The organism is Bacillus sp. EB V-12, assembly GCF_056158125.1.
Genome location: NZ_JBUXJL010000001.1, coordinates 64508 through 88060, shown reverse-complemented (window position 1 = coordinate 88060; position 23553 = coordinate 64508). Strand labels below are relative to the sequence as shown.

General features: G+C 36.7%; 24 protein-coding genes and 1 pseudogene. 7 read left to right on the top strand and 18 right to left on the bottom strand.

The features are described 5' to 3' along the window. The first annotated feature begins 504 nt into the window (after nt 1–504). Nucleotides 505–1623, top strand: coding sequence for a sporulation integral membrane protein YtvI (ytvI, locus tag ACZDYH_RS00475; protein ID WP_001081388.1), 1119 nt, complete (start codon nt 505–507; stop codon nt 1621–1623). Nucleotides 1624–2256: 633 nt separating this feature from the next. Here ytvI and ACZDYH_RS00470 read toward each other — a convergent pair. The 8 genes from ACZDYH_RS00470 to dnaE form a co-directional block, all read right to left on the bottom strand. Next, nucleotides 2257–2646: an FxsA family protein gene (locus ACZDYH_RS00470; RefSeq protein WP_000871628.1), complete on the bottom strand. Its 390-nt coding sequence runs from the start codon at nt 2644–2646 to the stop codon at nt 2257–2259. Nucleotides 2647–2841: 195 nt separating this feature from the next. Beyond that, nucleotides 2842–4599, bottom strand: a complete 1758-nt coding sequence (gene pyk, locus ACZDYH_RS00465) for a pyruvate kinase (protein WP_001232667.1) — start codon at nt 4597–4599, stop codon at nt 2842–2844. A 53-nt stretch (nt 4600–4652) separates the two neighbouring features. Next, entirely contained in the window at nt 4653–5612 is a 960-nt protein-coding gene (pfkA, locus tag ACZDYH_RS00460) for a 6-phosphofructokinase (RefSeq protein ID WP_000821158.1), read from the bottom strand. A gap of 128 nt (nt 5613–5740) precedes the next feature. Further along, on the bottom strand, nt 5741–6715 hold the full coding sequence (gene accA, locus ACZDYH_RS00455) for an acetyl-CoA carboxylase carboxyl transferase subunit alpha (RefSeq protein ID WP_102956004.1): 975 nt from the start codon (nt 6713–6715) through the stop codon (nt 5741–5743). Next, on the bottom strand, nt 6703–7572 hold the full coding sequence (gene accD / locus ACZDYH_RS00450) for an acetyl-CoA carboxylase, carboxyltransferase subunit beta (RefSeq protein ID WP_000942855.1): 870 nt from the start codon (nt 7570–7572) through the stop codon (nt 6703–6705). Before accD ends, accA begins: the two co-directional genes overlap by 13 nt. 185 nt (nt 7573–7757) lie before the next feature. Further along, nucleotides 7758–8402: a FadR/GntR family transcriptional regulator gene (locus ACZDYH_RS00445; protein ID WP_000204448.1), complete on the bottom strand. Its 645-nt coding sequence runs from the start codon at nt 8400–8402 to the stop codon at nt 7758–7760. A 14-nt stretch (nt 8403–8416) separates the two neighbouring features. Continuing rightward, nucleotides 8417–9625, bottom strand: coding sequence for an NADP-dependent malic enzyme (gene ystJ, locus ACZDYH_RS00440; protein WP_161508111.1), 1209 nt, complete (start codon nt 9623–9625; stop codon nt 8417–8419). Between the two features lie 133 nt (nt 9626–9758). Next, on the bottom strand, nt 9759–13085 hold the full coding sequence (gene dnaE, locus ACZDYH_RS00435) for a DNA polymerase III subunit alpha (protein WP_000673728.1): 3327 nt from the start codon (nt 13083–13085) through the stop codon (nt 9759–9761). Nucleotides 13086–13127: 42 nt separating this feature from the next. Here dnaE and ACZDYH_RS00430 point away from each other — a divergent pair, with 42 nt between their 5' ends. Next, the gene (locus tag ACZDYH_RS00430; RefSeq protein WP_002005839.1) at nt 13128–13541 is read left to right on the top strand and encodes a YtrH family sporulation protein; all 414 of its coding nucleotides are present in this window, start codon (nt 13128–13130) and stop codon (nt 13539–13541) included. After that, nucleotides 13538–14041 carry a sporulation membrane protein YtrI gene (gene ytrI / locus ACZDYH_RS00425; RefSeq protein WP_001265736.1) on the top strand — a complete coding sequence of 168 codons (504 nt, stop codon included), beginning with the start codon at nt 13538–13540 and terminating at the stop codon, nt 14039–14041. Before ACZDYH_RS00430 ends, ytrI begins: the two co-directional genes overlap by 4 nt. A 51-nt stretch (nt 14042–14092) precedes the next feature. Here the strand turns inward: ytrI and ACZDYH_RS00420 are convergent, their stop codons facing one another. Then, entirely contained in the window at nt 14093–15025 is a 933-nt protein-coding gene (locus tag ACZDYH_RS00420) for a DHH family phosphoesterase (RefSeq protein WP_000545136.1), read from the bottom strand. A 159-nt stretch (nt 15026–15184) separates the two neighbouring features. Here ACZDYH_RS00420 and ACZDYH_RS00415 point away from each other — a divergent pair, with 159 nt between their 5' ends. Beyond that, the gene (locus tag ACZDYH_RS00415; protein ID WP_001144776.1) at nt 15185–15490 is read left to right on the top strand and encodes a YtpI family protein; all 306 of its coding nucleotides are present in this window, start codon (nt 15185–15187) and stop codon (nt 15488–15490) included. Between the two features lie 7 nt (nt 15491–15497). Here ACZDYH_RS00415 and ACZDYH_RS00410 read toward each other — a convergent pair whose 3' ends face one another. Together ACZDYH_RS00410 and ACZDYH_RS00405 are read right to left on the bottom strand one after the other, a co-directional pair. After that, on the bottom strand, nt 15498–15761 hold the full coding sequence (locus ACZDYH_RS00410) for a DUF3949 domain-containing protein (protein WP_000093045.1): 264 nt from the start codon (nt 15759–15761) through the stop codon (nt 15498–15500). A gap of 210 nt (nt 15762–15971) precedes the next feature. Further along, complete coding sequence (locus ACZDYH_RS00405; protein ID WP_000201572.1) at nt 15972–17285, bottom strand: CBS domain-containing protein; 1314 nt, start codon at nt 17283–17285, stop codon at nt 15972–15974. A gap of 244 nt (nt 17286–17529) precedes the next feature. Here ACZDYH_RS00405 and ACZDYH_RS00400 point away from each other — a divergent pair, with 244 nt between their 5' ends. Next, nucleotides 17530–17691, top strand: a complete 162-nt coding sequence (locus ACZDYH_RS00400; protein WP_000976017.1) for a hypothetical protein — start codon at nt 17530–17532, stop codon at nt 17689–17691. A 40-nt stretch (nt 17692–17731) separates the two neighbouring features. Here ACZDYH_RS00400 and ACZDYH_RS00395 read toward each other — a convergent pair whose 3' ends face one another. Further along, nucleotides 17732–18415 carry a metal-dependent hydrolase gene (locus ACZDYH_RS00395; protein WP_000868927.1) on the bottom strand — a complete coding sequence of 228 codons (684 nt, stop codon included), beginning with the start codon at nt 18413–18415 and terminating at the stop codon, nt 17732–17734. A 149-nt stretch (nt 18416–18564) separates the two neighbouring features. Here ACZDYH_RS00395 and pepQ point away from each other — a divergent pair, with 149 nt between their 5' ends. Continuing rightward, complete coding sequence (pepQ, locus tag ACZDYH_RS00390) at nt 18565–19662, top strand: Xaa-Pro dipeptidase (RefSeq protein WP_000994027.1); 1098 nt, start codon at nt 18565–18567, stop codon at nt 19660–19662. 30 nt (nt 19663–19692) lie between these two features. Here pepQ and ACZDYH_RS00385 read toward each other — a convergent pair whose 3' ends face one another. Both ACZDYH_RS00385 and ACZDYH_RS00380 read right to left on the bottom strand, forming a co-directional pair. After that, the gene (locus tag ACZDYH_RS00385; protein WP_001079378.1) at nt 19693–20058 is read right to left on the bottom strand and encodes a DUF3221 domain-containing protein; all 366 of its coding nucleotides are present in this window, start codon (nt 20056–20058) and stop codon (nt 19693–19695) included. A gap of 20 nt (nt 20059–20078) precedes the next feature. After that, nucleotides 20079–20453 carry a hypothetical protein gene (locus ACZDYH_RS00380; RefSeq protein ID WP_000816709.1) on the bottom strand — a complete coding sequence of 125 codons (375 nt, stop codon included), beginning with the start codon at nt 20451–20453 and terminating at the stop codon, nt 20079–20081. A gap of 94 nt (nt 20454–20547) precedes the next feature. On the opposite strand from ACZDYH_RS00380, the pseudogene ACZDYH_RS00375 reads away from it, so the two are divergent. Further along, nucleotides 20548–21375: pseudogene (locus tag ACZDYH_RS00375) on the top strand (DUF2785 domain-containing protein). Between the two features lie 13 nt (nt 21376–21388). Here ACZDYH_RS00375 and ACZDYH_RS00370 read toward each other — a convergent pair. From ACZDYH_RS00370 to ACZDYH_RS00355, 4 genes are all read right to left on the bottom strand, one after another. Then, nucleotides 21389–21595 carry a hypothetical protein gene (locus ACZDYH_RS00370; protein WP_001248908.1) on the bottom strand — a complete coding sequence of 69 codons (207 nt, stop codon included), beginning with the start codon at nt 21593–21595 and terminating at the stop codon, nt 21389–21391. Nucleotides 21596–22078: 483 nt separating this feature from the next. Beyond that, nucleotides 22079–22423 (bottom strand): DUF6176 family protein, encoded by a 345-nt coding sequence (locus ACZDYH_RS00365; protein WP_001100209.1) that lies wholly within the window; start codon nt 22421–22423, stop codon nt 22079–22081. Continuing rightward, the gene (locus tag ACZDYH_RS00360) at nt 22420–23214 is read right to left on the bottom strand and encodes a GNAT family N-acetyltransferase (RefSeq protein WP_086389539.1); all 795 of its coding nucleotides are present in this window, start codon (nt 23212–23214) and stop codon (nt 22420–22422) included. Before ACZDYH_RS00360 ends, ACZDYH_RS00365 begins: the two co-directional genes overlap by 4 nt. After that, nucleotides 23211–23543, bottom strand: coding sequence for a cupin domain-containing protein (locus ACZDYH_RS00355; protein WP_000450926.1), 333 nt, complete (start codon nt 23541–23543; stop codon nt 23211–23213). Before ACZDYH_RS00355 ends, ACZDYH_RS00360 begins: the two co-directional genes overlap by 4 nt. Nucleotides 23544–23553 lie beyond the last annotated feature (10 nt).

The following is a 23553-nucleotide window of genomic DNA, read 5'->3' as shown; positions in this document are numbered from 1 at the left end:
CCTATCGTTATACATGCTATATCGATGCCTATTCAACATGAATCACTTCATTTTTTATGTATTTTAAAATGACAAACTGAGACTTTCACCATCAAAATTTAAGCGTGTATACATTTTAAAAAACGGGCGTCTCTTCTTTCTTTTCTAATTAGAAACAGGTAAAATAAAAAGAAGAGAAAATGAAGTTTTTACCATATAGTAGAAGCATCAACACCAAGCTTTCACAGTCACTCACATACTGAAAAAGCAGGAAAAATCCATCATTCCACTATAACATAAAGTGAAACTTTAATCAGTGGGGCATTTTCCACTGATTATTAGTTGAACCAATCGGGCTTTTACGGGCAGTTTATCTCCAGCTAACTCCTTTGATCCAGCCGCACTTCGGGTAGGAGATTTACTGCCCGTTAATGCGGGGTAAAGTGAAACTTTAATCAGTGGGGCACACTCGTTATAAGTTGAACGAATTAGGATAATCCAAATTGGAATGGGAGGTATACATCTTTGAACCGAAACTTACTATATATGATATTGCGACTCATATTTGTCATTGTAGCAACGGTAGCTGGGTTCTATGTATTACTATACATGTCAGGGCTTATCTATCCTTTTATTATCGCTTTTGCATTTGCTTATTTGATTAATCCTGTCGTCAATTTCCTTAATCAAAAACTACAATTTCCTCGCGCACTAGCAGTACTCGTTAGCTTAATTCTCGTATTTGGAGCTATCGTTGGACTTGTTACATATCTTGTGACTGAAGCAATATCTGCCACAACATACTTACTACAACTTGTTACAGTAAAGTTTCCAGATATCGTTACATTCGCTCAGCAATTTGCACTTAATCATATTATGCCTCTCTACGATGATTTAATCTCTAAATTTAATCATCTTGGAGAACCACAGCGCTATACAATTACACAAAACATTCAAAACTTAGGAACAGAGGCAACAACACAAATGAAAGAACTTTTAACCGCCATTATAAGCGGGTTAACGAATTTCATTAGTGCACTGCCAACAACTTTAACTGTCCTTGTATTCATTTTATTAGCCACTTTCTTCATTAGTTACGATTGGCACCGTCTTGCTCAGAAAGCAAGAAAATTGCTACCGAATCGTGTACATGGCTATGGAAAAACTATTTTTGTCGACTTAAGAAAAGCTTTGTTTGGTTTTGTGAAAGCACAACTTACACTCGTATCTATGACAACTGTCATTGTACTAATCGGGCTTTTAATATTACGCGTACCATACGCCATTACTATCGCGATTATTACAGGGGTTGTAGATTTACTACCATATTTAGGAACAGGCGCAGTCTTTGTTCCATGGGTTATATACGTATTTTTCACTGGCGATACCGCATTCGCCATTGGTCTTCTCATTTTATACATCGTCGTGATTGTCCAAAGACAAATTATGGAGCCGAAAGTACTTTCATCTAACATCGGTCTCGATCCATTAGCAACACTCGTCGCTCTATTTGTCGGCTTTAAACTTTTTGGCTTTTTAGGATTAATCATCGGCCCAGTCACCTTAGTACTACTTAATACATTACACAAAGCTAATGTCTTCCATGACTTGTGGAAATATATTAAAGGTTCACCTTCAAAATAATAGTTTCTAATTCATACACAACAAAAAACTTACCTGTAATCAGTGGGAAATTCCCACTGATTATTCCTTGTACTTATTTTTCATACTTATTACATAAAACAAGAGAATTGCACTCAAAAAAGATAATTCTCTTGTTTTTTTGCATGAAAAACGCATATTCCGTGGTGTCTTTACATATTTATTCTATTTATTTTATAATTATCATTTACATTTATTACTTTTTATGTAAATGAATAAATATACAAAATAGCATAAAATAAGACTTCAACTAACAATCTCCGCCTTTTTATATGAATTTTTTACACCAATCGTTCCTCTATATAAGAAAGCAAAACTTTAATTTAGCAGCGTTTCCCTCCATCTTATTCATCTAAATTAATAGCACTAAAAAATCACAAGTTTAATCGAAGTACACACAAGAGTTCAAACGAAAATTATATAGCAAATATAATAAGCGAACGTTTTGTTCATCCCCACTCATCATTCGCCCCACATCAGACACTTACGAGCAGCCCAGCTTTGAGATAGAAATTCCACCCCACAAATAGCGCGGTAAAGCAAAGCTTCAATCAGAAAATACCTCTCCTCTTACAAGACAAAAAAAATAGCACTTAGATTTCTACAATCTAAGTGCTATTTCTGAATAATAATAGTAGAATTCTTTCTAAATTTCCATTCCATCCACTTCATAACAAGCGGCTTCAATAAAGCTCTCGTAATAGGGATCACGCAGATAAACCCTAGCATATCTGTCACATACCCAGGAAGCACTAAGAGAATACCTCCTACAAATACAAAAATACCATCTAGTACCGCCTCACCTGGCATTTCCCCTCTATTCAACTTAGATTGAATCTCTCCAAGCACTTTAAACCCTTGTCTTTTCGCCAAATACACACCTACAACACCTGTAAATACAATCATAGCGAACGTAGACCATAAACCTATTACATGACTTGATCCAATTAAGACCGTAATCTCAATCGCCGGTATTAAAATAAACAAGAATAGTAACCACTTCATAGTTCTACACCTCTCTCACATCTCACTTTTAACGCCCTCACAATGCCTATATACATCATATGAAATATAGATACCCTTTCATATTAAAACCCATAACAAACAGCTTTTAAAAGCAATTCTAGGCGCTTTAAGCTAATTTTATCTCGTTTTTGTGTAAAAAAAAGAGAAGGACTCCGATCCTTCTCTCCGTATTACTTATAGCACTTCCGCATGTCCATTATAAACAATTCCGCGTGCTGCATCAACTGTTACTTCTTGGCCATTTTTTAAAGTTGCTGTTACACCGTTTACACCAACGATAACAGGAATACCGATTGATACGCCCACAACAGCAGCATGGCTTGTTAAGCCACCTTCTTCTACAACTAAAGCAGCAGCTTTTTCGATTGCAGGAATCATATCTTTATCAGTGCTTGTTGTAACAAGAATATCACCTTCGTTTACGTTCGCTACAGCTTCAGCAGCTGTTTTTGCTACAACTACTTTACCTTTTGCAGCTTTACGACCGATTCCTTGTCCTTTAGCAACTTCTTCACCAACAACGTGGATTTTCATTAAGTTTGTTGTACCAGTTTCAGCAACTGGAACACCAGCAGTAATTACTACAGTATCTCCAAGGCCGATTAGACCTGCATCCATACCTGTTTGAATTGCTGTATCTAACATTTCGTCAGTTGAAGCTGCGCGCTTCTCAGCCATAAATGCTTGTACACCCCAAACAAGTGCAAGACGACGTCCTACTTGCTCGTCAGATGTTACAGCTACGATTGGAGATTTTGGACGGTATTTAGAGATCATTTTCGCAGTATGTCCACTTTCTGTTGGAGCTACGATTGCAGCTACATCAAGAGCAAGTGCTGTATGCGCAACAGATTGGCTAATTGCATCTGTAATTGTTGGAGTGAACTCTTTAATACGTTTTTTGAACATATCTTCGTATTGTAATGATTTTTCAACACGTACTGCAATGTTAGCCATCATTGTTACTGCTTCTACCGGATATTGACCAGCAGCTGTTTCACCTGAAAGCATGATTGCATCTGTACCATCGAAGATTGCGTTAGCTACGTCACTTGCTTCCGCACGAGTTGGACGTGGGTTACGTTGCATAGAGTCTAACATTTGTGTCGCAGTAATAACTGGTTTACCTAACACGTTACATTTTTTGATTAGACGTTTTTGTACTAATGGTACTTCTTCTGGTGGAATTTCTACACCCATATCACCACGAGCTACCATTAAACCGTCAGAAACTTCTAAGATTGAATCGATGTTGTCGATACCTTCTTGGTTTTCGATTTTCGGTACGATTTGGATGTATTGAGCACCATGCTCTTCTAATAATTCACGGATTTCTAATACGTCAGAAGCTTTACGTACGAATGAAGCTGCGATGAAATCAACTTTTTGCTCGATACCGAAGATGATATCTTTTACGTCTTTTTCAGTGATACCAGGAAGCTTAATGCTTACGTTTGGTACGTTAACACCTTTTTTGTTTTTTACAGTTCCACTGTTAAGAACTTTTGTACGGATGTTTCCATCAGCTTTTTCGATTACTTCTAGTTCGATAAGACCGTCATCGATTAGAATGCGAGAACCTGGGTCTACATCGTCATAAAGACCAGCATAAGATACAGAGAACTTCTCTGCAGTACCTAATACTTGCTCAGTAGAAAGAACTACTTCTGCACCTGTTACAAGCTCAGCTTGTCCGTCTACGAAGTCGTGAGTACGGATTTCTGGACCTTTTGTATCAAGTAAGATACCAACTGTTTTACCAGTTTTCTTTGAAGCTTCACGAATGTTTTTAATACGAGCTCCGTGCTCTTCATGGCTACCATGAGAGAAGTTTAAACGAGCAACGTTCATACCTGCTTCAATTAATTGCTCTAATTTTTCAATACTTTCACTAGCAGGACCTATTGTACATACAATTTTAGTTTTACGCATATTGCACCTCCGAAAATTATGAAACCGTTCCCAAATATCTGACATTACGCCGATTAGATGGATAATTCTTTAGATAATTGATACATATCTTTATCGATTGTATGCTTTTGAGCTAACGCTTCGATAATATCATGATCAACAAGTTTGTTATCTTGAATACCTACACAACGTCCACCTCTACCAGCAATTAATAATTCAACTGCTCTTGCGCCAAGACGACTTGCTAATACACGGTCTTGTGCACTTGGTGATCCGCCACGTTGTACGTGACCTAATACAGTTACACGAGTATCAAAGTTTGTTGCTTCTTCAATGTGCTTACCGATGTCAATTGCACTTCCAACACCTTCAGCTACAACGATAATACTGTGTTTTTTACCACGTTCACTACCGCGCTTCAGACGAGCGATAACATCATCCATGTCATACTCTTCTTCTGGAATTAAGATTGTTTCTGCACCATCAGCTAAACCAGCCCATAATGCGATATCACCAGCGTGACGTCCCATTACTTCGATAACATATGTACGTTCATGAGATGTAGCTGTGTCACGGATTTTATCAATTGCATCAATAACAGTGTTTAAAGCTGTATCGAAACCAATTGTGAAGTCTGTTCCAGGGATATCATTGTCGATTGTACCTGGTACACCAACACATGGGAATCCTTGTTCAGTTAATTTTTTAGCGCCTTGGTAAGAACCATCTCCACCAATAACAACAAGTCCTTCGATACCATGTTTCTTTAATTGCTCGATACCTTTTAGTCGTACTTCTGGGTCTTTAAACTCAGGACATCTTGCTGTATATAATTTCGTACCACCGCGGTGGATAATATCGCCAACAGAACCAAGTTCTAATTTTTCAATGTGACCAGAAATTAATCCAGCGTATCCATGGTAAATACCATATACTTCAATATCATGGAAAATCGCTTTACGAACAACTGCACGAATGGCAGCATTCATACCAGGTGAATCTCCACCACTTGTTAATACACCAATACGTTTCATTTGTACTCACCTCATAAAGATTATTTGCCTTATAATAAAATAACACGAAAAAATATAAAAACACAATGGAGAAGATGTGTCTTTTCATAATAAAAACGTGCATTCGCGAAGAGGAACGCACGCTTTTCTTATTTTATCCCAATGGAAGCGTTTGAAAACGAAACTTGCCCAATTTTCATATATTTTTCATAACGTTTTTCGATTAATTCATCTTTCGAAATTCCGTTTAATTGTTCAAAAGTTTTTCTAATCATTAAGTCTATATTTTCTGACTGTTTTAAAAGATTACGGTGAGCTCCGCCTCTTGCCTCTGGAATAATTTCATCAATTACACCTAATTCTTTCAAATCTGCTGCTGTAATTTTCATTGCTTCTGCAGCTTCCTTTGCTTTTCCTGCATCTTTCCAAAGAATTGCCGCTGCACCCTCTGGTGTAATAACAGAATAAGTGGAATTTTCTAGCATATGAATGTAATCTCCTACTCCAAGACCTAGCGCACCACCACTACCGCCTTCACCGATAACGATACAAATAACTGGTACCGTTAAACCTGCCATCTCAAATAGGTTGCGGGCAATAGCTTCACTTTGTCCACGTTCTTCAGCTGCTTTACCAGGATAAGCTCCCTTCGTATCGATGAAACAAATAATAGGACGATTAAACTTTTCCGCTTGTTTCATGAGACGCAGTGCTTTTCGATATCCTTCTGGATGAGGCATTCCAAAGTTACGGCGAATATTTTCTTTCGTATCTTTTCCGCGCTGATGCCCAATTACAGTTACAGGCATCCCTTTATATTTCGCAATGCCGCCGACAATCGCTGCATCATCGCCAAATAGACGGTCTCCATGACATTCGAAAAAATCAGTAAATAAGTGCTCAATATAATCGAGCGTTGTCGGTCGTTCTGCATGACGAGCAATTTGAACACGGTCCCATACTTTTAGATTGCCGTATATATCTTCCTCTAAATTTTCTAGCTTTTCTTCCAAAATACGAATCTCCTCACTGAAGTCCATCTGGCTGTTTTTCGTATAGTCTTTCAGTTCACGAATCTTATTTCTTAGCTCAACAACTGGTTTTTCAAATTCTAGCTCTGCCATACAGCCAATTCCCCTCCTTGATGAACTTCTAAAATCTTGCGAAGCGATTCTCTCATATCATCACGATGCACCACCGCATCTAATTGACCATGATCTAGTAAGAATTCTGCCGTTTGGAAATCTTCCGGTAGTTTCTCACGCACCGTTTGTTCAATTACACGTCTACCAGCAAATCCGATAAGTGCACCTGGTTCTGCAAGATTATAATCACCAAGTGAAGCGAAACTCGCTGAAACCCCGCCCGTCGTTGGGTGAGTCATAACAGAAATAAATAACCCTCCTGCATTACTATGCTTTTTCAAAGCTACGCTTGTTTTTGCCATTTGCATTAAACTTAATATCCCTTCTTGCATACGGGCACCACCCGAAGCAGTAAAGATAATAAATGGAACTTGTAAGTCGTACGCCTTTTCAACCGCACGGGCGATTTTTTCTCCTACTACAGAGCCCATGCTCCCCATTCGAAAACGAGAATCCATTACTGCAACAACAACAAGCATGTCATCAATTGTTCCTTCACCAGTTACAACCGCTTCGTTCAATTCAGTCTTCTTACGATCGCTCTCTAGTTTCTCTTCATAACCTGGAAACTCGAGTGGATTTAATGAAACCATTTCTTTGTCATACTCACGGAATGACCCTTCGTCCAATATACTATCAAGACGTTCCCATGCATTCATAGGATGATGATATCCACAATTCACACATACTTTTAAATTTTTTAGAAGTTCTTTCGTATACATGATTTTTTTACATTCCGGACATTTTGTCATAACGCCATCTGGTACATCTTTTCGTACTTGTTCTGAAGGTATTGCAGCGTACTTTTTCTTTTTCACGAATAAATCTCTTAGCACAATTTGACCCCCTTCGTTGAGAGCTAAGGTTAGCGTAAGAAGAAAATGGGGCTAACACCAAAGTTTGATGTTAGCCTTATCTTCTCAATCTGTCTAATAACCTCACTCTTTACGTTTAACTTTAACCGCTACGCGGTAGAATGTTTGTCATAACGTGTCATGGTCATTTCGACAAATTTTATACATTACGAGTGAAACTGTATATTCTCTACTAATTCATCGTAAATTTTTAGTGCATCATTTTCTTGTTTTTCTTCCAAAGTAGCATAAAGCTTTCTATACATATCGATAGAATCTCTTGAAACTTTACAAGAAAGAGTTGCTACGTAATCATTTACGATCATCCAAATGCGATATAGTAAATAATTATCGACTTGTTCAATAAGTGTTTTAAAGAACGTTTGATGAAGCGTTGGGACTGAGCTTTCATTTCCTTCAAGTACTTGGTGTAATCTACTTAGTACTTTAGAAAACGTTTCTTTCGGTAAATTACATACAATTCGAATCATATCTTTCTCAAGTAATCGTTTCGTTTGTAATAAATCACGAATTGTTTTCTCATCTTGCAATAAGAACGGAGCAATTAATTGTACAAGACCGTTATCATAAAAGTTTCGAATAAACGTCCCTTCACCACGTCTCGTTTCAATCAATCCTACCAGTTCTAAAGCACGCAATGCTTCTCTTACAGAGGAACGTCCTACGTTTAAGCGTGAACTTAACTCACGCTCAGACGGCAAACGATCCCCCGCCACCAAACCATCCTCTTCCATAATGGAACGGATTTTTTTTACAATTTCGAGATATACTTTTGTATTTGATGATGTCAATGGAAATTCCTCGCTTATTCTTTACCAATCAGCGCTAATTGTTTTGTTTTTTCAGCGATCTCATTTGGATCTACTTGACGGCGAGCTACTCCTGTCTCCATTGCTGCTTTTGCAACGTAAGCCGCTACTTGAGGCGCTACACGCGCGTCAAATGGTGCCGGAATGATATAGTCTGCATTTAACTCATCTTCTGCTACAAGCTCAGCAATAGCCTGTACAGCTGCCATCTTCATTTCTTCGTTAATTTGTGTCGCATGTACGTCAAGTGCACCGCGGAAAATACCAGGGAACGCCAGTACATTATTTACTTGGTTCGGGAAGTCAGAACGACCTGTTCCAACAACAGCTGCGCCCGCTGCTTTTGCCAATTCTGGCATAATTTCTGGAACTGGATTCGCCATTGCAAAAATAATCGCATCGTCATTCATTGTACGAACCATCTCTTCTGTTAATGCACCTTCTGCAGATACACCAATGAATACGTCCGCACCTTGTACAACATCAGCTAAAGAACCTTCTATACGATTCTTATTTGTATATTTTGCAACTTCATCCTTCACCGGATTCATACCTGTAGGACGACCATCATAGATTGCGCCTTTACGGTCACACATAATAATGTCGCGTACACCATAGCGATATAAAAGTTTAATAATTGCAATACCTGCTGCACCTGCGCCATTTGCGACAACTTTAATGTCAGACATTTTCTTTCCAACTAATTTCAGTGCATTTACAAGACCTGCTACTGTTACAATAGCTGTTCCGTGTTGATCATCATGGAAGATAGGAATATTTGTTTCTTTTTTCAAACGCTCTTCAATAATGAAGCAGTTTGGTGCTGCGATATCTTCTAAGTTAACGCCGCCAAAAGTTGGCTCCATTAATTTTACAGTTTCAACAATTTTATCTACATCGTTTGTATTTAAGGCAATTGGGAATGCATCTACACCAGCAAAGCTCTTGAATAATACAGCTTTACCTTCCATTACTGGAAGAGATGCTTCAGGTCCAATGTTACCAAGACCAAGTACAGCTGTTCCATCTGTCACAACTGCTACCATATTTCCCTTCATCGTATATTCATATACCTTACTTTTATCGTCATAAATTTCTTTACAAGGTTCTGCAACCCCTGGAGAATATGCAAGACTTAAATCTTTTGCATTTTCTACTTTTACTTTTGATACAGTTTCTAATTTTCCTTGATGCACTTTATGCATGTGAAGTGCTTCTTCACGAAGTGTTGACAAACTATCCACTCTCCTCAAATTATTCTTGCTGATATCAATTTCTCCAAGTGGTCTGACCACGAACACTACTACTATAATAATCGAAGTGTAGGGAAATTGTCCATTATATTTTCACAACTACATTTTCTTCCCCGACAATTTCACGAAGTGCTCCTAAACATTCTTCACTTGGATGAATCGATAAACTCCGAGATAATTGTACCATTTTATGTTCCTTTTCATAATAAATTAGTACTTTCGCAAAACCTGAATAGTCGAACAATATTTTCGTAACCTGATTTAAAAGCTTTTTCTCATACTGAGACGGCAATTTCACGTAAACAGATGCGTCTTTCTTTTCTTCATAAACATCCATTTCCTCTAGCGGATATAGTCCATTTACAATCCATTGCAGCTTATGATTTCTTAGCTCAATCGTACCGTCAACTAAAACAATTGCTCCTTCTTGCAACTTATCCGAGAAATGTATATACGTTTCCGGGAAGAGGACTGCTTCCATTTCATCATTTTGATCACAGAATGTAATAAATGCCATCTTTTGAAACTTTTTCGTACGAATCACTCTCACACTTGTTATATACACAATAGCTCTTTGTACTTTTTTCTTGTGTCGCATCGCCTGAGCGAGAGATGGAATTTCTAATTCTTTTGCTAACTTCACATATTGCGCTGTCGGATAACTTGATAAATAAAAGCCAAGCGCTTCCTTCTCTTTATTTAGTTGTTCAATAAAAGATAACTCTTCTCCTTGTACATATTTTGATTTTGGAACAGCATCTCCTAAATCACGTGCGAGATTCGCGTACTCTAACGCCCCTTTAATACTTTTCCATAAATTCGTTCTCGAAACACCAAAATCGTCAAAACATCCCGACCAGACGAAAGCTTCTAAATTACGCTCCGTTACGAACTTTGACGGCATACGAAGACAAAATTCAAATAAATCTTCGAACATTTTTTTCTCTCGTTCTTCTAATAATGCCGTCACTGTAGCCATTCCAATATTTCGGATCGAAAGTAAACTGTAACGTATCGCATTCCCTTCTATTTGGAAGTTGTAGCCACTCCTCTGAAGAGACGGTGGCAAAACGTGAAAACCTTTCCGCTTCGTTTCTCGTATATACTGTACAATCTTATCTTCATTTCCAATTGCGCTTGATAATAATGCCGTCATAAATTCCAGCGTATAATTCGCTTTCAAATAGGCAAGCTGATATCCGATCATACTGTAAGCTACAGCGTGACTTCGGTTAAAACCGTAATTCGCAAATCTTACAATTAAATCATAAATTTTCTCTGCGGATGTCTCATCATAACCATTTCGCAAACATCCTTGGACGAAATGCTTACGTTCCTGATCTAAAATATCACGATTTTTTTTACTCACCGCACGGCGCAGTAAATCTGCTTCTCCGAGCGAAAAACCAGCTAACTTCGATGCAATTTGCATAATTTGTTCTTGGTATACAATGACGCCGTATGTTCTTTCTAAAATTGGCTTTAAATCCGGATGTAAATATTCAATTTTTCTTTTTCCATGTTTCGATTCAATAAAAGTCGGTATCTGTTCCATCGGTCCTGGTCTGTATAACGAGTTAACAGCTACGATATCTTCAAACTCATTCGGTTTTAACCCGCGAAGTACATTTCGCATACCACCCGACTCAAGCTGGAATACACCTGTTGTATCCCCTCTCCCTAATAATTGGAACGTCTTTTCATCTTGAAGAGGTAAGTTTCTTATATCGATTTCTTTCCCTGTTTTGTTCGCGATAAATTTTATAATATTTTCAAGTAACGTTAAATTACGTAATCCTAAAAAGTCCATCTTAAGCAAACCAAGTTCTTCTAGCGCATCGGCTGGATATTGCGTAACATAAACATCGTTATGTCCTTCTTGAATTGCTACACTTCCTGTTAGCGGTTCTTGACTCATAATAACACCAGCCGCATGAATAGACGTATGACGTGGTAAACCTTCTACACGTTTTGCGATTTCAAATACACGCTCATGCAGAAGATTCCCTTGTATAAACTCACGAAGTGATTGTGATTCTTCATATGCATCTTTTAACGTTATACCAAGCTTTGATGGGATAAGTTTTGAAAATATATCAATATCTCGCGGCGGAAGCCCCATTACGCGGGCAATGTCTCTAATTGCCGCTTTTGCTGCAAGCGTACCAAACGTTACAATTTGCGCAACACGGAGCTGACCGTATTTATCTTTCACATAGCGAATCATCTCATCACGTCTTACGTCTGGAAAATCAATATCAATATCGGGAAGCGTCACACGTTCAGGATTTAAAAACCTTTCAAATAATAGATCGTATTCAATTGGATCAATATCTGTAATTTCTAATACGTATGAAACGAGTGAACCAGCTGCCGATCCACGACCTGGTCCTGTTAGAATATGATTTTCATGTGCATACTTCATAAAATCCCATACGATGAGGAAATAATCACTAAATCCCATACGAGAAATAACATTTAATTCATGATCCAAACGCTTTATATGCACTTCTTTCGGTTCACCATATCGTTTCCGCAAACCTTCTTCACAAACACGACGCAAATATATATCACTCGTTTCATTAGACGGAACAGGAAATTTCGGAAGTTGATTTACATGGAACGGTATTTCTACTTGGCAACGCTCTGCAATTTTTATTGTATTTTGGATTGCTTCCGGCGCGTGGGAAAATAGTGCTTCCATTTCATCCGATGACTTTAAATAATACTGATCTGTTTTCAGCCTCGGCCTATCTGGATCAGTCATTTTCGTTCCACTTTCAACAGATAGTAAACATTCGTGAACAAGCGCGTCACTTTGATTGATATAGCGCACATCGTTTGTTGCAACGACCGGAATATTAACCCTACTAATAAATTCAGGTAGTTTCTCTTGTAAAAGCAACTCATCTTGAATCGCATGATGCTGCAAACTCATATAAAAATGGCCAAACATATTTTGATACGTGCGAGCTACTTCTTCAGCCTGACTCTCATTGTCTTCTAGTAATAATTGCTCAATTTCGCCATCTTTACCTGGTGAAATTGCAATTAATCCTTTCGCATAATGCGCAAGCCACTTCTTAGGAATACCTTCTTTGGACTTTGTCATAATACTGCTAGAAATCTTTAATAAATTTTGGTAGCCTATTTCATTCTCAGCAAGTAATACAAGCGGATAAGACCTTTCTTCTTCTTCACTAAAAATAGAAGCGGTTAATCCAATAACAGGCTGTATACCATGTTTCTTACATGCTTTATAAAACGGAATAACGCCATACATAACATTTTCATCCGTAATAGCCAGCGATGAAAAACCGAGTTCTTTCGCCCTGACTACAAGCTCATCAATTTTACAAGCACTTTTTAATAAACTAAAAACGGTTTGACATTGTAAATGCACAAACTTCACTGTTGTACCCTCTCTTTACCTATTTGACTACTTTTATTATAGGTGATGAGGAAAGCGGAAATCAAAACATACTTCTTATACTTTGTCCATATATATGAAGAAGAAAGGGGAATGACGATGGATGTAAGAGAACATACTTTTTTCTCTCTGCTTATTATTAGTTATTTTATTGCCTTTGGGGTTATACTTGGCGGTTCATTAATTGGTGGATTTGGTGCGTTTCTTATCGGAAAACCAGCTCTAACTTACATTAATCAATTCGCCCAAAATTTAAGAATTTGGGCACTCGTTGCAGCAATCGGCGGAACATTCGATACCTTTTATAGCTTTGAAAGAAGTTTCTTTGGCGGAGATATGAAAGATATCGTAAAGCAAATTCTCCTTATTTTTTTCGCAACTGGTGGTATGCAAACAGGTCTCATTATTATTAAATGGCTAACGCAGGAACATGTATGAGAGTACCAAGTGCCAATACAGCAAAAAGATGGTACTTAGTATTAGCTGGGGCTGCTGTTGGAGGCGTGTTGAGCTGGTTTATTTTTTTGTACATATACGGTGTTTTTCAAGAAGAACAAGCTAGTAAAATAGCAGAACAAAGAGAAATTATAGAAAAACAAGAAGCAAAGCTCCACGTCCTTCTCGAAGATCAAGAAAAATTGAACACTGAAAATAAACGGCTCTTAACCATTCAAGAGATTAAAATAAAACTTATCAATCGAGAAAAATACGATTTAGACAATCTCACACTCGAAAATATGACTACATCTATCCATAATGACCTCCAACATCTTTTAACGAAAAACATTCAAAGTATCGCAAAAAATAAAGACCTACTTAAAAAGGTAATCGAAAATAAAACGTACAAACATTACGATCGGCTATACCGTTTTAAAGTCGATACAATATCTTTTGATACAGTGCTTGAAATTAGCATTACTATAGAGAAAGAAAAATAAAGAAGGAGGGCTTTAGCGCCGCTCCTTCTTTTCGTTCTAACATATAGTCTCTTATTTACAAATCTCACGTAAATCAGCAAAAAGACGATCCGCTTCTTCCCAAGAAGATGCCTTCGCACCAGAAGCCATCGGATGCCCCCCGCCGTTATATTGCATTGCTAATTTGTTTATAACTGGTCCTTTTGAACGAAGACGAACACGAATTACGTCGTCTTCCTCTAAAAATAGAACCCACGCCTTTAATCCATCAATATTGCCAAGCGCTCCAACAACACCAGATGCTTCAGAAGGAAGTACATCAAACTCTTCTAATACTTCTTTCGTTAATTTAATGTAAGCTGCTCCTTCTTCTACCATCGTAAAGTTTTGTAAAATATAACCGTTTAAACGAGCAATTTTTTCTTTTGTCTTATACATCTCATTGTATAAATCTGTGAATTTCACACCCATGTCAACAAGCTCACTTACGTAACGAAGTGTTTTTGCTGTCGTATTCGGGAATAAGAAACGACCTGTATCTCCAACAATTCCTGCTAAAATAAGGCGGGCTGCTTCTTTTGTTATTTTTAATCCTTTATCTTTTCCATAGTTATAAAACTCATAAATCATTTCACTTGTAGAACTCGCTGTCGTATCTACCCACGTAATATCTCCATATGGATCTTCATTTGGATGATGATCAATTTTAATTAACATCTTCCCTTTTGTATAGCGTTGATCGTCAACACGTTCTTGATTCGCAGTATCACAAACAATAACAAGCGCATTTTCGTATACACTATCTTCAATATCATCCATTACTCGTAAGTATGCTAGTGACGGTTCATTGTACCCAACCGTATAAATATTTTTCTCTGGAAACGATTCTTGTAGAATTGTACCAAGACCCCCCTGTGAACCTAACGCATCTGGATCCGGACGCACGTGGCGATGAATAATAATTGTATCAAACTCTTTAATTGCTCCTAAAATTTGCTCATGCATATGTATAATCTCCTTTTTAATCAACTTCTTCACTTTATCCTCCATTATAACGGAAAGTATTTCATACATGCGAACAATTGCTTTATAATAAAAGTTAGAAAGTTTAGATATTTCTTTTTCTTTTCTATTATTTTTCACAAAGCGATGGGAGTGTTCATTATGCCAGTATTAGTCTTCTGTATTATCGTCTCATTTATGTTGTACCTCTTTTACAAAACAAAATACTTTCGTACAAACCGCCCAATGGAGAAAGGTTGGCTCTCAGGAAAATCCGCAATGGCACTCGGTTCATTCGTTTTATTTTTCGGGATAAACCAATTCTTTTTAGAACTTTCAACCGCTCGTATTATCGTTGGTGTTTTATTCGTTCTATTTGGTAGTGCAAGTGTATTTAACGGGTTTCGCCAATACAAACATTTCTTGCCATTAGCAGTTAAAGAAGCTGAAGTCTATGAAGCAACGTAAAAAAGCATCAATATTGTGATGCTTTTTTACGTCCCTTAACTTTCAAAATCATATACGCAACAAACGCAGATGGTATATTAAATGGGTTCCCTTGTACGTGAAAATGTAATTGTTCTTCTCCAAAAGACATTTTTTCATATAGCTCTCGCTGAGATAATCCTGTCTTTTCCTTTTTTTCATGTAAACCTTGTAAATATAAATATTGAATCGGTATCATTACAAGAAAGTAAAATAGTGCGATACTACCAAAAAAGAGTACGGCTGACGACATAATGCATACCACCTCTCACGATTCCATTTTCTTACAATATAATCATAACACAATATACAACTGAATTGAATTATTATTCCGTCTTTTCTCACATTACTTTTCCACTCCATCCCATACATATTTCACTAAAACTCCCATCTAAAATCATGCCTTTCAAATTTAAAACAACAAAAAAAGATGGAACAAATCAAAACGATTTGTTCCATCTTTTTATTTATCGATTAACTGAACCATAAGTAATGCTTTTCCAACAACATTACCTTCATGATGCACCTCTACATCGACCTTACCAAATTTACGTCCAATTTCTAATACTTTCGGATGAACAGATACAACATTATCAATTTGAACCGGCTTTACGAAATAAATCGTTAAGTTTTCAACAATTAAATCGCTTTTCTTTTGCGCACGAATGACGCGATTTGTCGCTTCTGTCACAATTGTTGCAAATACACCGTACGATAACGTCCCGATTGAGTTCGTCATTTGCGGCGTCACCGAAAATTGATATAGATGCTCATTCTTCGCTTCTTTTGGTGTCATAAATTGATTCGTTACAATATCATCAATGGTTTCTCCAACTTGTGGCTGACGTTGAATCATTTGCAGTGCCTGAAGTACATCTTGACGGCTAATAATACCTTGCAGTTTGTTTCCTTCCTCAACGACAGGAAGTAATTCAATTCCTTCCCACACCATCATACGTGCCGCAGCTGCGACAGACATTTTACCGTTCACTGTAATTGGGTGTTTTGTCATTACTTTATCAATTGGTGTTTCTTTCGCTACTCCGATCATATCTTTTGAAGTTACGATTCCTAGTACTTTGTTACTTTCATCGACAATTGGATATCTTCCGTGCATTGTCTCTTCGTTATATGCATGCCATTGCTGTACTGTATCACTCGGCTTTAAATATAACGTTTCTTCAATTGGCGTTAAAATATCTTCAACGAGTACAATTTCTTTCTTAATAAGTTGGTCATAAATTGCACGATTAATTAACGTTGCGACCGTAAATGTATCGTAGCTACTTGAAATGATCGGCAGCTTTAATTCGTCTGCTAATTTCTTCACATGATCTTCCGTATCAAAGCCGCCCGTAATTAATACAGCGGCTCCAGTTTCTAGCGCTAATTCATGTGCATTGGTACGGTTACCAATAATGAGTAAATTCCCAGCTTCTGTATAGCGCATCATCGCTTCTAACTTCATAGCTCCGATTACGAATTTATTTAATGTTTTATGTAGTCCTTCTCTGCCCCCAAGTACTTGACCGTCGACAATGTTAACGACTTCTGCATATGTCAGTTTTTCGATATTCTCTTTCTTCTTTTGTTCAATTCGAATTGTTCCGACACGTTCAATTGTACTAACATATCCTTTATTTTCTGCATCTTTAATTGCACGGTAAGCGGTCCCTTCACTTACACTCAAATCTTTCGCAATTTGTCTTACAGAAATTTTATGGCCTACTGGCAGGCTATTAATATGTTCTAAAATTTGGTTATGCTTGGTAGCCAAATGGTTTCACCATACTTTCTTTTCCCTAAATTCTTCATGTGTTGTACTTTCAGTATACTATATTTTCAAAACTGTTACACTCTCTCTTTGCATACCTGTACTATTTTTTTTATAACAAAATGACTCTTACATTCCACCAGTCATTCTATTACAACAATGTAATGCTATTGTCATCTCATTCGATAGTTCGTCCACTTAATTGCCTATACAATTAAGACAAGAAATAAAACAAAGGAGCGAACACATGATGAAAAAATTTTTAGAGGTTGTAGGTGCTGTATTTTTAGCTTTCGTAGATGGGAAAAAAGTTGCAATGGAATTGAATGAAACACCTGAACAACCACGTACCAAAAGAAAAGAATCACCAAAACAAATACAAGCATTAAAAGCTGTCCTACACACGTAAAAAACCCTTCACTTTTCTTTTCAAATGAAGGGTTTCTTTTCTATAGTGTAATACTTTCTCCAGCTTCTAATACTTTCCCTGTACAATTTTGTAGCTTTTCTACAAATTGATATGGATCTTGTTCAATAACTGGGAACGTATTGTAATGCATCGGTACAACAGTTTTCGCATTAATCCATTTTGCCGCTAGTACAGCATCTTCTGGTCCCATTGTGAAATTATCACCAATTGGTAAAAATGCTAGATCAACTTTATTTAATTCCCCAATTAACTTCATATCAGAGAATAGTGCAGTATCTCCTGCGTGGTATACAGTTTTCTCTTCTGCTGTAAATAAAATACCTGCTGGCATACCTGTATATGTAATCGTCTTATTTTCTTCATCAATATAACTAGAGCCGTGGAATGCTTGTGTAAACTTCACTTTTCCGAAGTCAAATTCATGTGAACCACCAATATGCATCGGGTGTGTATTTACACCTTGCCAACTTAAAAATGTTGCTAGTTCAAATGGCGCTACAACAACTGCATTATTTTTCTTCGCAAGTTCTACTGTATCTCCAACATGATCACCGTGTCCATGCGATAAAAGAATTGCATCCACTTTTACATCTTCAGTTTTTAAATCTGTTTTCGGATTACCTGTTAAAAACGGGTCAATTAAAATAACTTTTCCATTCGCCTCAATTTTCACAACTGAATGTCCATGATAAGATACTTTCATTATTACATTCCTCCCCTGTTCACATTCTCACTTTGTATTCTACATGATTTTTCAATTCCCTGTCTTTTCTAACATCTATTTACTTGTCATAACGCTTTCTTCCGAGTTAAAGTTATATTTGTAATTAAATATCTCGGGGGTGCCAATCGATGAATGCTAGATTAGAAAATTTAATGCAATGGCTAAAAGAAAAAAACGTAGAAGCTGCGTTCTTAACTTCTACACCAAACGTCTTCTACATGACAAACTTCCACTGTGAACCACACGAAAGATTACTTGGTATGTTTGTATTCCAAGAAAAAGAACCTATTTTAATTTGCCCTAAAATGGAAGAAGGTCAAGCACGTAACGCTGGCTGGGCACATGAAATTATCGGATTTACTGATACTGACAGACCATGGGATATGATTGCAAAAGCAATTAAAGACCGCGGCATCAATGCAAATGCAGTTGCAATTGAAAAAGAACATTTAAACGTAGAGCGCTACGAAGAATTAACGAAATTATTCCCAAATGCAGCTTTCAAATCAGCTGAGGAGAAAGTTCGCGAACTTCGTTTAATTAAAGATGAAAAAGAACTTTCTATTTTACGCGAAGCAGCTAAAATGGCGGACTATGCTGTTGAAGTTGGTGTAAATGCAATTAAAGAAGATCGTAGTGAACTAGAAGTATTAGCAATTATTGAACACGAATTAAAAACAAAAGGCATACATAAAATGTCATTTGATACGATGGTATTAGCAGGTGCGAACTCAGCTCTTCCACACGGTATTCCTGGCGCAAACAAAATGAAACGCGGCGATTTCGTACTATTTGATTTAGGCGTAATCATTGATGGTTATTGCTCTGATATTACACGTACAGTAGCATTCGGTGAGATTTCTGAAGAGCAAACTCGTATTTACAACACTGTACTTGCTGGACAACTACAAGCAGTTGAAGCATGTAAACCAGGTGTTACACTTGGCGCAATCGATAATGCTGCTCGTTCTGTTATCACAGATGCAGGTTACGGAGACTTCTTCCCGCACCGACTTGGTCATGGACTTGGAATTAGCGTACACGAATATCCAGATGTAAAAGCTGGTAACGAGTCTCCATTAAAAGAAGGTATGGTCTTCACAATCGAACCTGGTATTTACGTACCAAACGTAGGTGGCGTTCGTATTGAAGATGATATTTACATCACAAAAGACGGATCAGAAATTTTAACGAAATTCCCGAAAGAGTTACAATTTGTAAAATAATAAAAAAGGCAGCGGGAGTGCTGCCTTTTTCTATTTCCCTACTATTTCAAATTTCTCTACAATCATTTTTGCTGGATAACTTTCAAGTATTTGAGAAAACCATACTTTTATTTTATCCCCTGTTTTTAACTGTTTATATGTGTCTTTGTCCTTAAAGCTCAAGACTATATGTGCTGGATGCTCTTTATTCATTTGTTGTTCTATATAATGTTGCAACTCTACTTTTGTTTCAAACGTTTTATCATCGGCAAAAAACACCGTGTCATTTCTTAATATGATATACCCTTCTTTAGGTACTTCTTTTACCGTTACTTGCTCTACTTGTTTTGTATCACACGCTGATAATACGACTAGAAATACACTTAAAAACATAACAATTTTCATATGCCTATTCATTTTTAACTCCTTACTCTAGGCTATTTCAAATTTAGCACCATCTTCTCCTCATACTTATCATCCCATTTAATCACAATCTCTATTGGTTCATCTTTAGAGATAGGCGCGCAACTTACACAAGAAGACTTCATTTCAACCTTTGCTCCTCTATGAACTTCTGACGTTTGTGTCATTGTACTAAAGGCTCCATTAATAGCAATCTCTAAGTTTTTAAATTCTGTCTTTCCATCCCCGCCCTTATATTGAAACGTAAACATCCCATCTTCACTGTCATCCTTAATATGCCCTTTATATTGTCCAGTCCAACTTTTGCTCTCGCTAGAAAAAGTAACATACGAAATGGAACAGCTTCCTAAAAAGAAAATACTAATGAAAAAGAATAATGCTCTCTTCATAATGCCCCCTCCATTCAAATGCACTTATTTATTGTCTATTTCTTCCTCTTATTATATTATAAAAATACAGAATTTTCTAAAACAGGAGGTTTATATGTTACAACAACAGTTAGAAGAAATTCGTAATAATAATTACATACTGGACAACACAATTAACATTGATTCTTTAAGTTCCAATATGCTTGAGCACATCGGTGTTACCGATAGCTATTTAAGAGACAAACTTATTTAATCTACTTTTTATCATCTCATCAAAAAAGACTACATTTCACATACACACTTACAGAAATTATTATTAGAAAGCATTAGTGAAAAATATTTATTGTATAAGATTCATTCGGATGACGAAGATGCCGTATTTACCCGAGCATTTACAACATTATTAATTGCCCTCATTATAGATGCAGATACAAATCATAATTTCTTATCACAGAATGATATTTTAACTGTAAAAGATCAATTAATTCTATATATGAACAACGAGCATGATTTCCGTGGATATGTCCAAGACCACGGCTGGGCACATAGTATCGCTCATGCTTCCGATACATTTGAGGCGCTTGTGAATAGTCCTAAACTAGAAACTTTATATTACGAAGAAATATTACAAACTTTATTAAACAAAGTTTGTGTTCATTCTATTTACTACAAATATGAAGAAGATGAACGTATCGTTTATCCGATTGTCGCAATGCTGCAAAATGACCTAAAGGAAGAAGTACTCATATTAGCCCTTCATGATTTAGTAGCTCAATTACAAGTAAAAAAATCCACGCTACATATTGAATCATACGAATTTTTATACGGAAATATAAAATCTTTCTTACGTAGCTTATTTTTCAGACTACGTACACTTTCCATATGTAAAGAAACCGAATGTGAAATTGAAAAATTGCTACCAGGGCTTCGCCAATATTACTAAAAAAGAAGGCCACTCAAAAAGTGCCTTCTTCTATTTCACTAATATTTAATTGAAATTTCACGATCCAAACCGAGAAAAGGTGGACAAGAAGCGCAAACGCCATACATGCTCCGCTTAAAAAAGTTAGTATAGGATGCGAATACACGTGCCCCAATCCATAGGATACCGCCACGAAAAACATTGTTATGTAAATATAAATTGCTCCATGTATTTGCCTCATATAAACCTCCTTTTCCCATATTATAACATAAATTTTCTGATTATTCACATTAATTACTTGTAATCAATATTTCTCAACTGTTACACCTCTTACAGCAGCCTTAATATACGGTGACCCTTGTAAACTTTGTAAATCCTCTGTTTTTCCTGTTACGAATACACCTTATATTGGTAAGTTTTTTGGTTTTGTGTTTTTTATTTCTTTATCCCGCATTAACGGGCAGTAAGACCCCACATCAAAACTCAGCGGAAGCAAAGAAGTTAGGTTGGGGTCGAACTGCCCGTAAAAGCCCGATTGGTGAGGGCTGATAATCAGTGGGGGATGCCCCCCACTGATTAAAGTTTCACTTTATAGTTTATCCTAAAATATTCTCGATATCCCTCCTTATTTTCACTTAAAGATATCCAAATATAGCTTTTATCAATTTTTTCATAATAAAAAGCACATCCATTTTGATGCGCTTTTCTCTGAAATACTATTCTATTATTTCATCGCTTCCTTCACAACATCTTGAATCATAACAACTTCTGTTTTCATATCAATAGACGGTGCTTCTTCATCGATACATTCATACCAAAACGCTAAGTGCTTTTTATCGATTTCATAATGAGAATTTTCGACAAGAGCCCCGCCTTCTCCTTGCACAGAATACCAATATAAGTACTCTTCTCCATCTCTTATTTCCCGGAAAATTGTCTCAACATACATCTTTTCGTCGTTTAATGTCAAAAGTACTTCTTTCATATTGTCATTAAGAAGTTGCATCCATTCATCTACTCGATGACTCTTACCAGGCTTAACTTTAAATCTCGTTAATTCTACATTCATTTTTCTTCCCACGTTTTCTTACGTACAAACAAACTATATTCTATTGGATGATAAAAACTTAATTTACTAGCTAATTTTCGCGAAGGAATATTGTCTACATAACAATCCCAGCTCGGTATAATATCATTTTGCATGCAATGTTCAATGAACCGTGTTGCAACAGCTTGAGCTAATCCTTTCCCTTGATACGCTTCATGTGTTGCAATATCTATTTCAGCATAACCATTCCCGCTAAATATTGAGACACATTCAGCTACAATTATCCCATCTTGTTCTATACAAAATCCAAAACCACTATTCAAAAACGTTTCTTTTGATCCCCAATATTCTTTATAGTACTCCTCTTTAAATTCACTGCTTCGCTCTATATCTCTTCTATCAATACGCTTCACTTCATATGTATTTTTGTTAAAATCTCGTTTTCTCTCCTCAAAGGTTACCCTTTGAAATTTCATTCGCGGGATGTTCCGAAGTGTATTACTAAAACGCTCTTCTAACATCATTTCCCACTCTTCACTTGAAGTAAAGAGTGTAAATCTCTTCTCTGTTTTTTCAATAGCCGTTTTTAAATATGAAAATAACTCTTCGTTATAATTTTGATCATCAGTATCACCAAATAAATAATAGATACCGTTAGCTGTAATAATTAATCCTGCTGTTAATTGCCCGTTTACAAAAACCTCACCATCTACCACTTGATCACATACCGCATAAGCAAATGTCATCGTTCTTGTATTACCTTCTAAAACCGGAAGAACTTTTCTATACTCGGCTACAGATAATTTTTTCATAATTGCTCCACTATAATCGTATCAGCCTCTATATGTTCAAAACAAAGATTTACCGTTCTCTTTAATGCTCTCGTTCTATGAATCGTACATGCTGGAATTAAAATAGAATCATTTGGCTTTAAAACCGCCGTTTCTCCATCTTCAAAATCAATAAGTAACTCTCCCTCTAGCACAATAAATAATTCATCCGAATTAGAATGATAGTGCCAATCATATTCACCAGTAAATACAGCGATTCGTAAGCAATGACTGTTTATATTTGAAACGACGAAGTTTTTATGTTGATCTTTAATATCCTTTGTTAATTCTATTAAGTTCACAGTCTCCATCTTTCGTCCC

Coding starts and splice junctions, on each gene's coding strand:
- accA (WP_102956004.1), bottom strand. CDS start 6,715: ATGGCAGAGCTAGAATTTGAAAAACCAGTTGTTGAGCTAAGAAATAAG.
- pfkA (WP_000821158.1), bottom strand. CDS start 5,612: ATGAAACGTATTGGTGTATTAACAAGTGGTGGAGATTCACCTGGTATG.
- ACZDYH_RS00370 (WP_001248908.1), bottom strand. CDS start 21,595: ATGAGGCAAATACATGGAGCAATTTATATTTACATAACAATGTTTTTC.
- pepQ (WP_000994027.1), top strand. CDS start 18,565: ATGAATGCTAGATTAGAAAATTTAATGCAATGGCTAAAAGAAAAAAAC.
- ACZDYH_RS00385 (WP_001079378.1), bottom strand. CDS start 20,058: ATGAATAGGCATATGAAAATTGTTATGTTTTTAAGTGTATTTCTAGTC.
- pyk (WP_001232667.1), bottom strand. CDS start 4,599: ATGCGTAAAACTAAAATTGTATGTACAATAGGTCCTGCTAGTGAAAGT.
- ACZDYH_RS00360 (WP_086389539.1), bottom strand. CDS start 23,214: ATGAAAAAATTATCTGTAGCCGAGTATAGAAAAGTTCTTCCGGTTTTA.
- ystJ (WP_161508111.1), bottom strand. CDS start 9,625: ATGCATAAAGTGCATCAAGGAAAATTAGAAACTGTATCAAAAGTAAAA.
- ACZDYH_RS00415 (WP_001144776.1), top strand. CDS start 15,185: ATGCCAGTATTAGTCTTCTGTATTATCGTCTCATTTATGTTGTACCTC.
- ACZDYH_RS00400 (WP_000976017.1), top strand. CDS start 17,530: ATGATGAAAAAATTTTTAGAGGTTGTAGGTGCTGTATTTTTAGCTTTC.
- ACZDYH_RS00420 (WP_000545136.1), bottom strand. CDS start 15,025: ATGCATGAGCAAATTTTAGGAGCAATTAAAGAGTTTGATACAATTATT.
- ACZDYH_RS00470 (WP_000871628.1), bottom strand. CDS start 2,646: ATGAAGTGGTTACTATTCTTGTTTATTTTAATACCGGCGATTGAGATT.
- ACZDYH_RS00355 (WP_000450926.1), bottom strand. CDS start 23,543: ATGGAGACTGTGAACTTAATAGAATTAACAAAGGATATTAAAGATCAA.
- ACZDYH_RS00365 (WP_001100209.1), bottom strand. CDS start 22,423: ATGAATGTAGAATTAACGAGATTTAAAGTTAAGCCTGGTAAGAGTCAT.
- ACZDYH_RS00380 (WP_000816709.1), bottom strand. CDS start 20,453: ATGAAGAGAGCATTATTCTTTTTCATTAGTATTTTCTTTTTAGGAAGC.
- ACZDYH_RS00395 (WP_000868927.1), bottom strand. CDS start 18,415: ATGAAAGTATCTTATCATGGACATTCAGTTGTGAAAATTGAGGCGAAT.
- ytrI (WP_001265736.1), top strand. CDS start 13,538: ATGAGAGTACCAAGTGCCAATACAGCAAAAAGATGGTACTTAGTATTA.
- ACZDYH_RS00410 (WP_000093045.1), bottom strand. CDS start 15,761: ATGTCGTCAGCCGTACTCTTTTTTGGTAGTATCGCACTATTTTACTTT.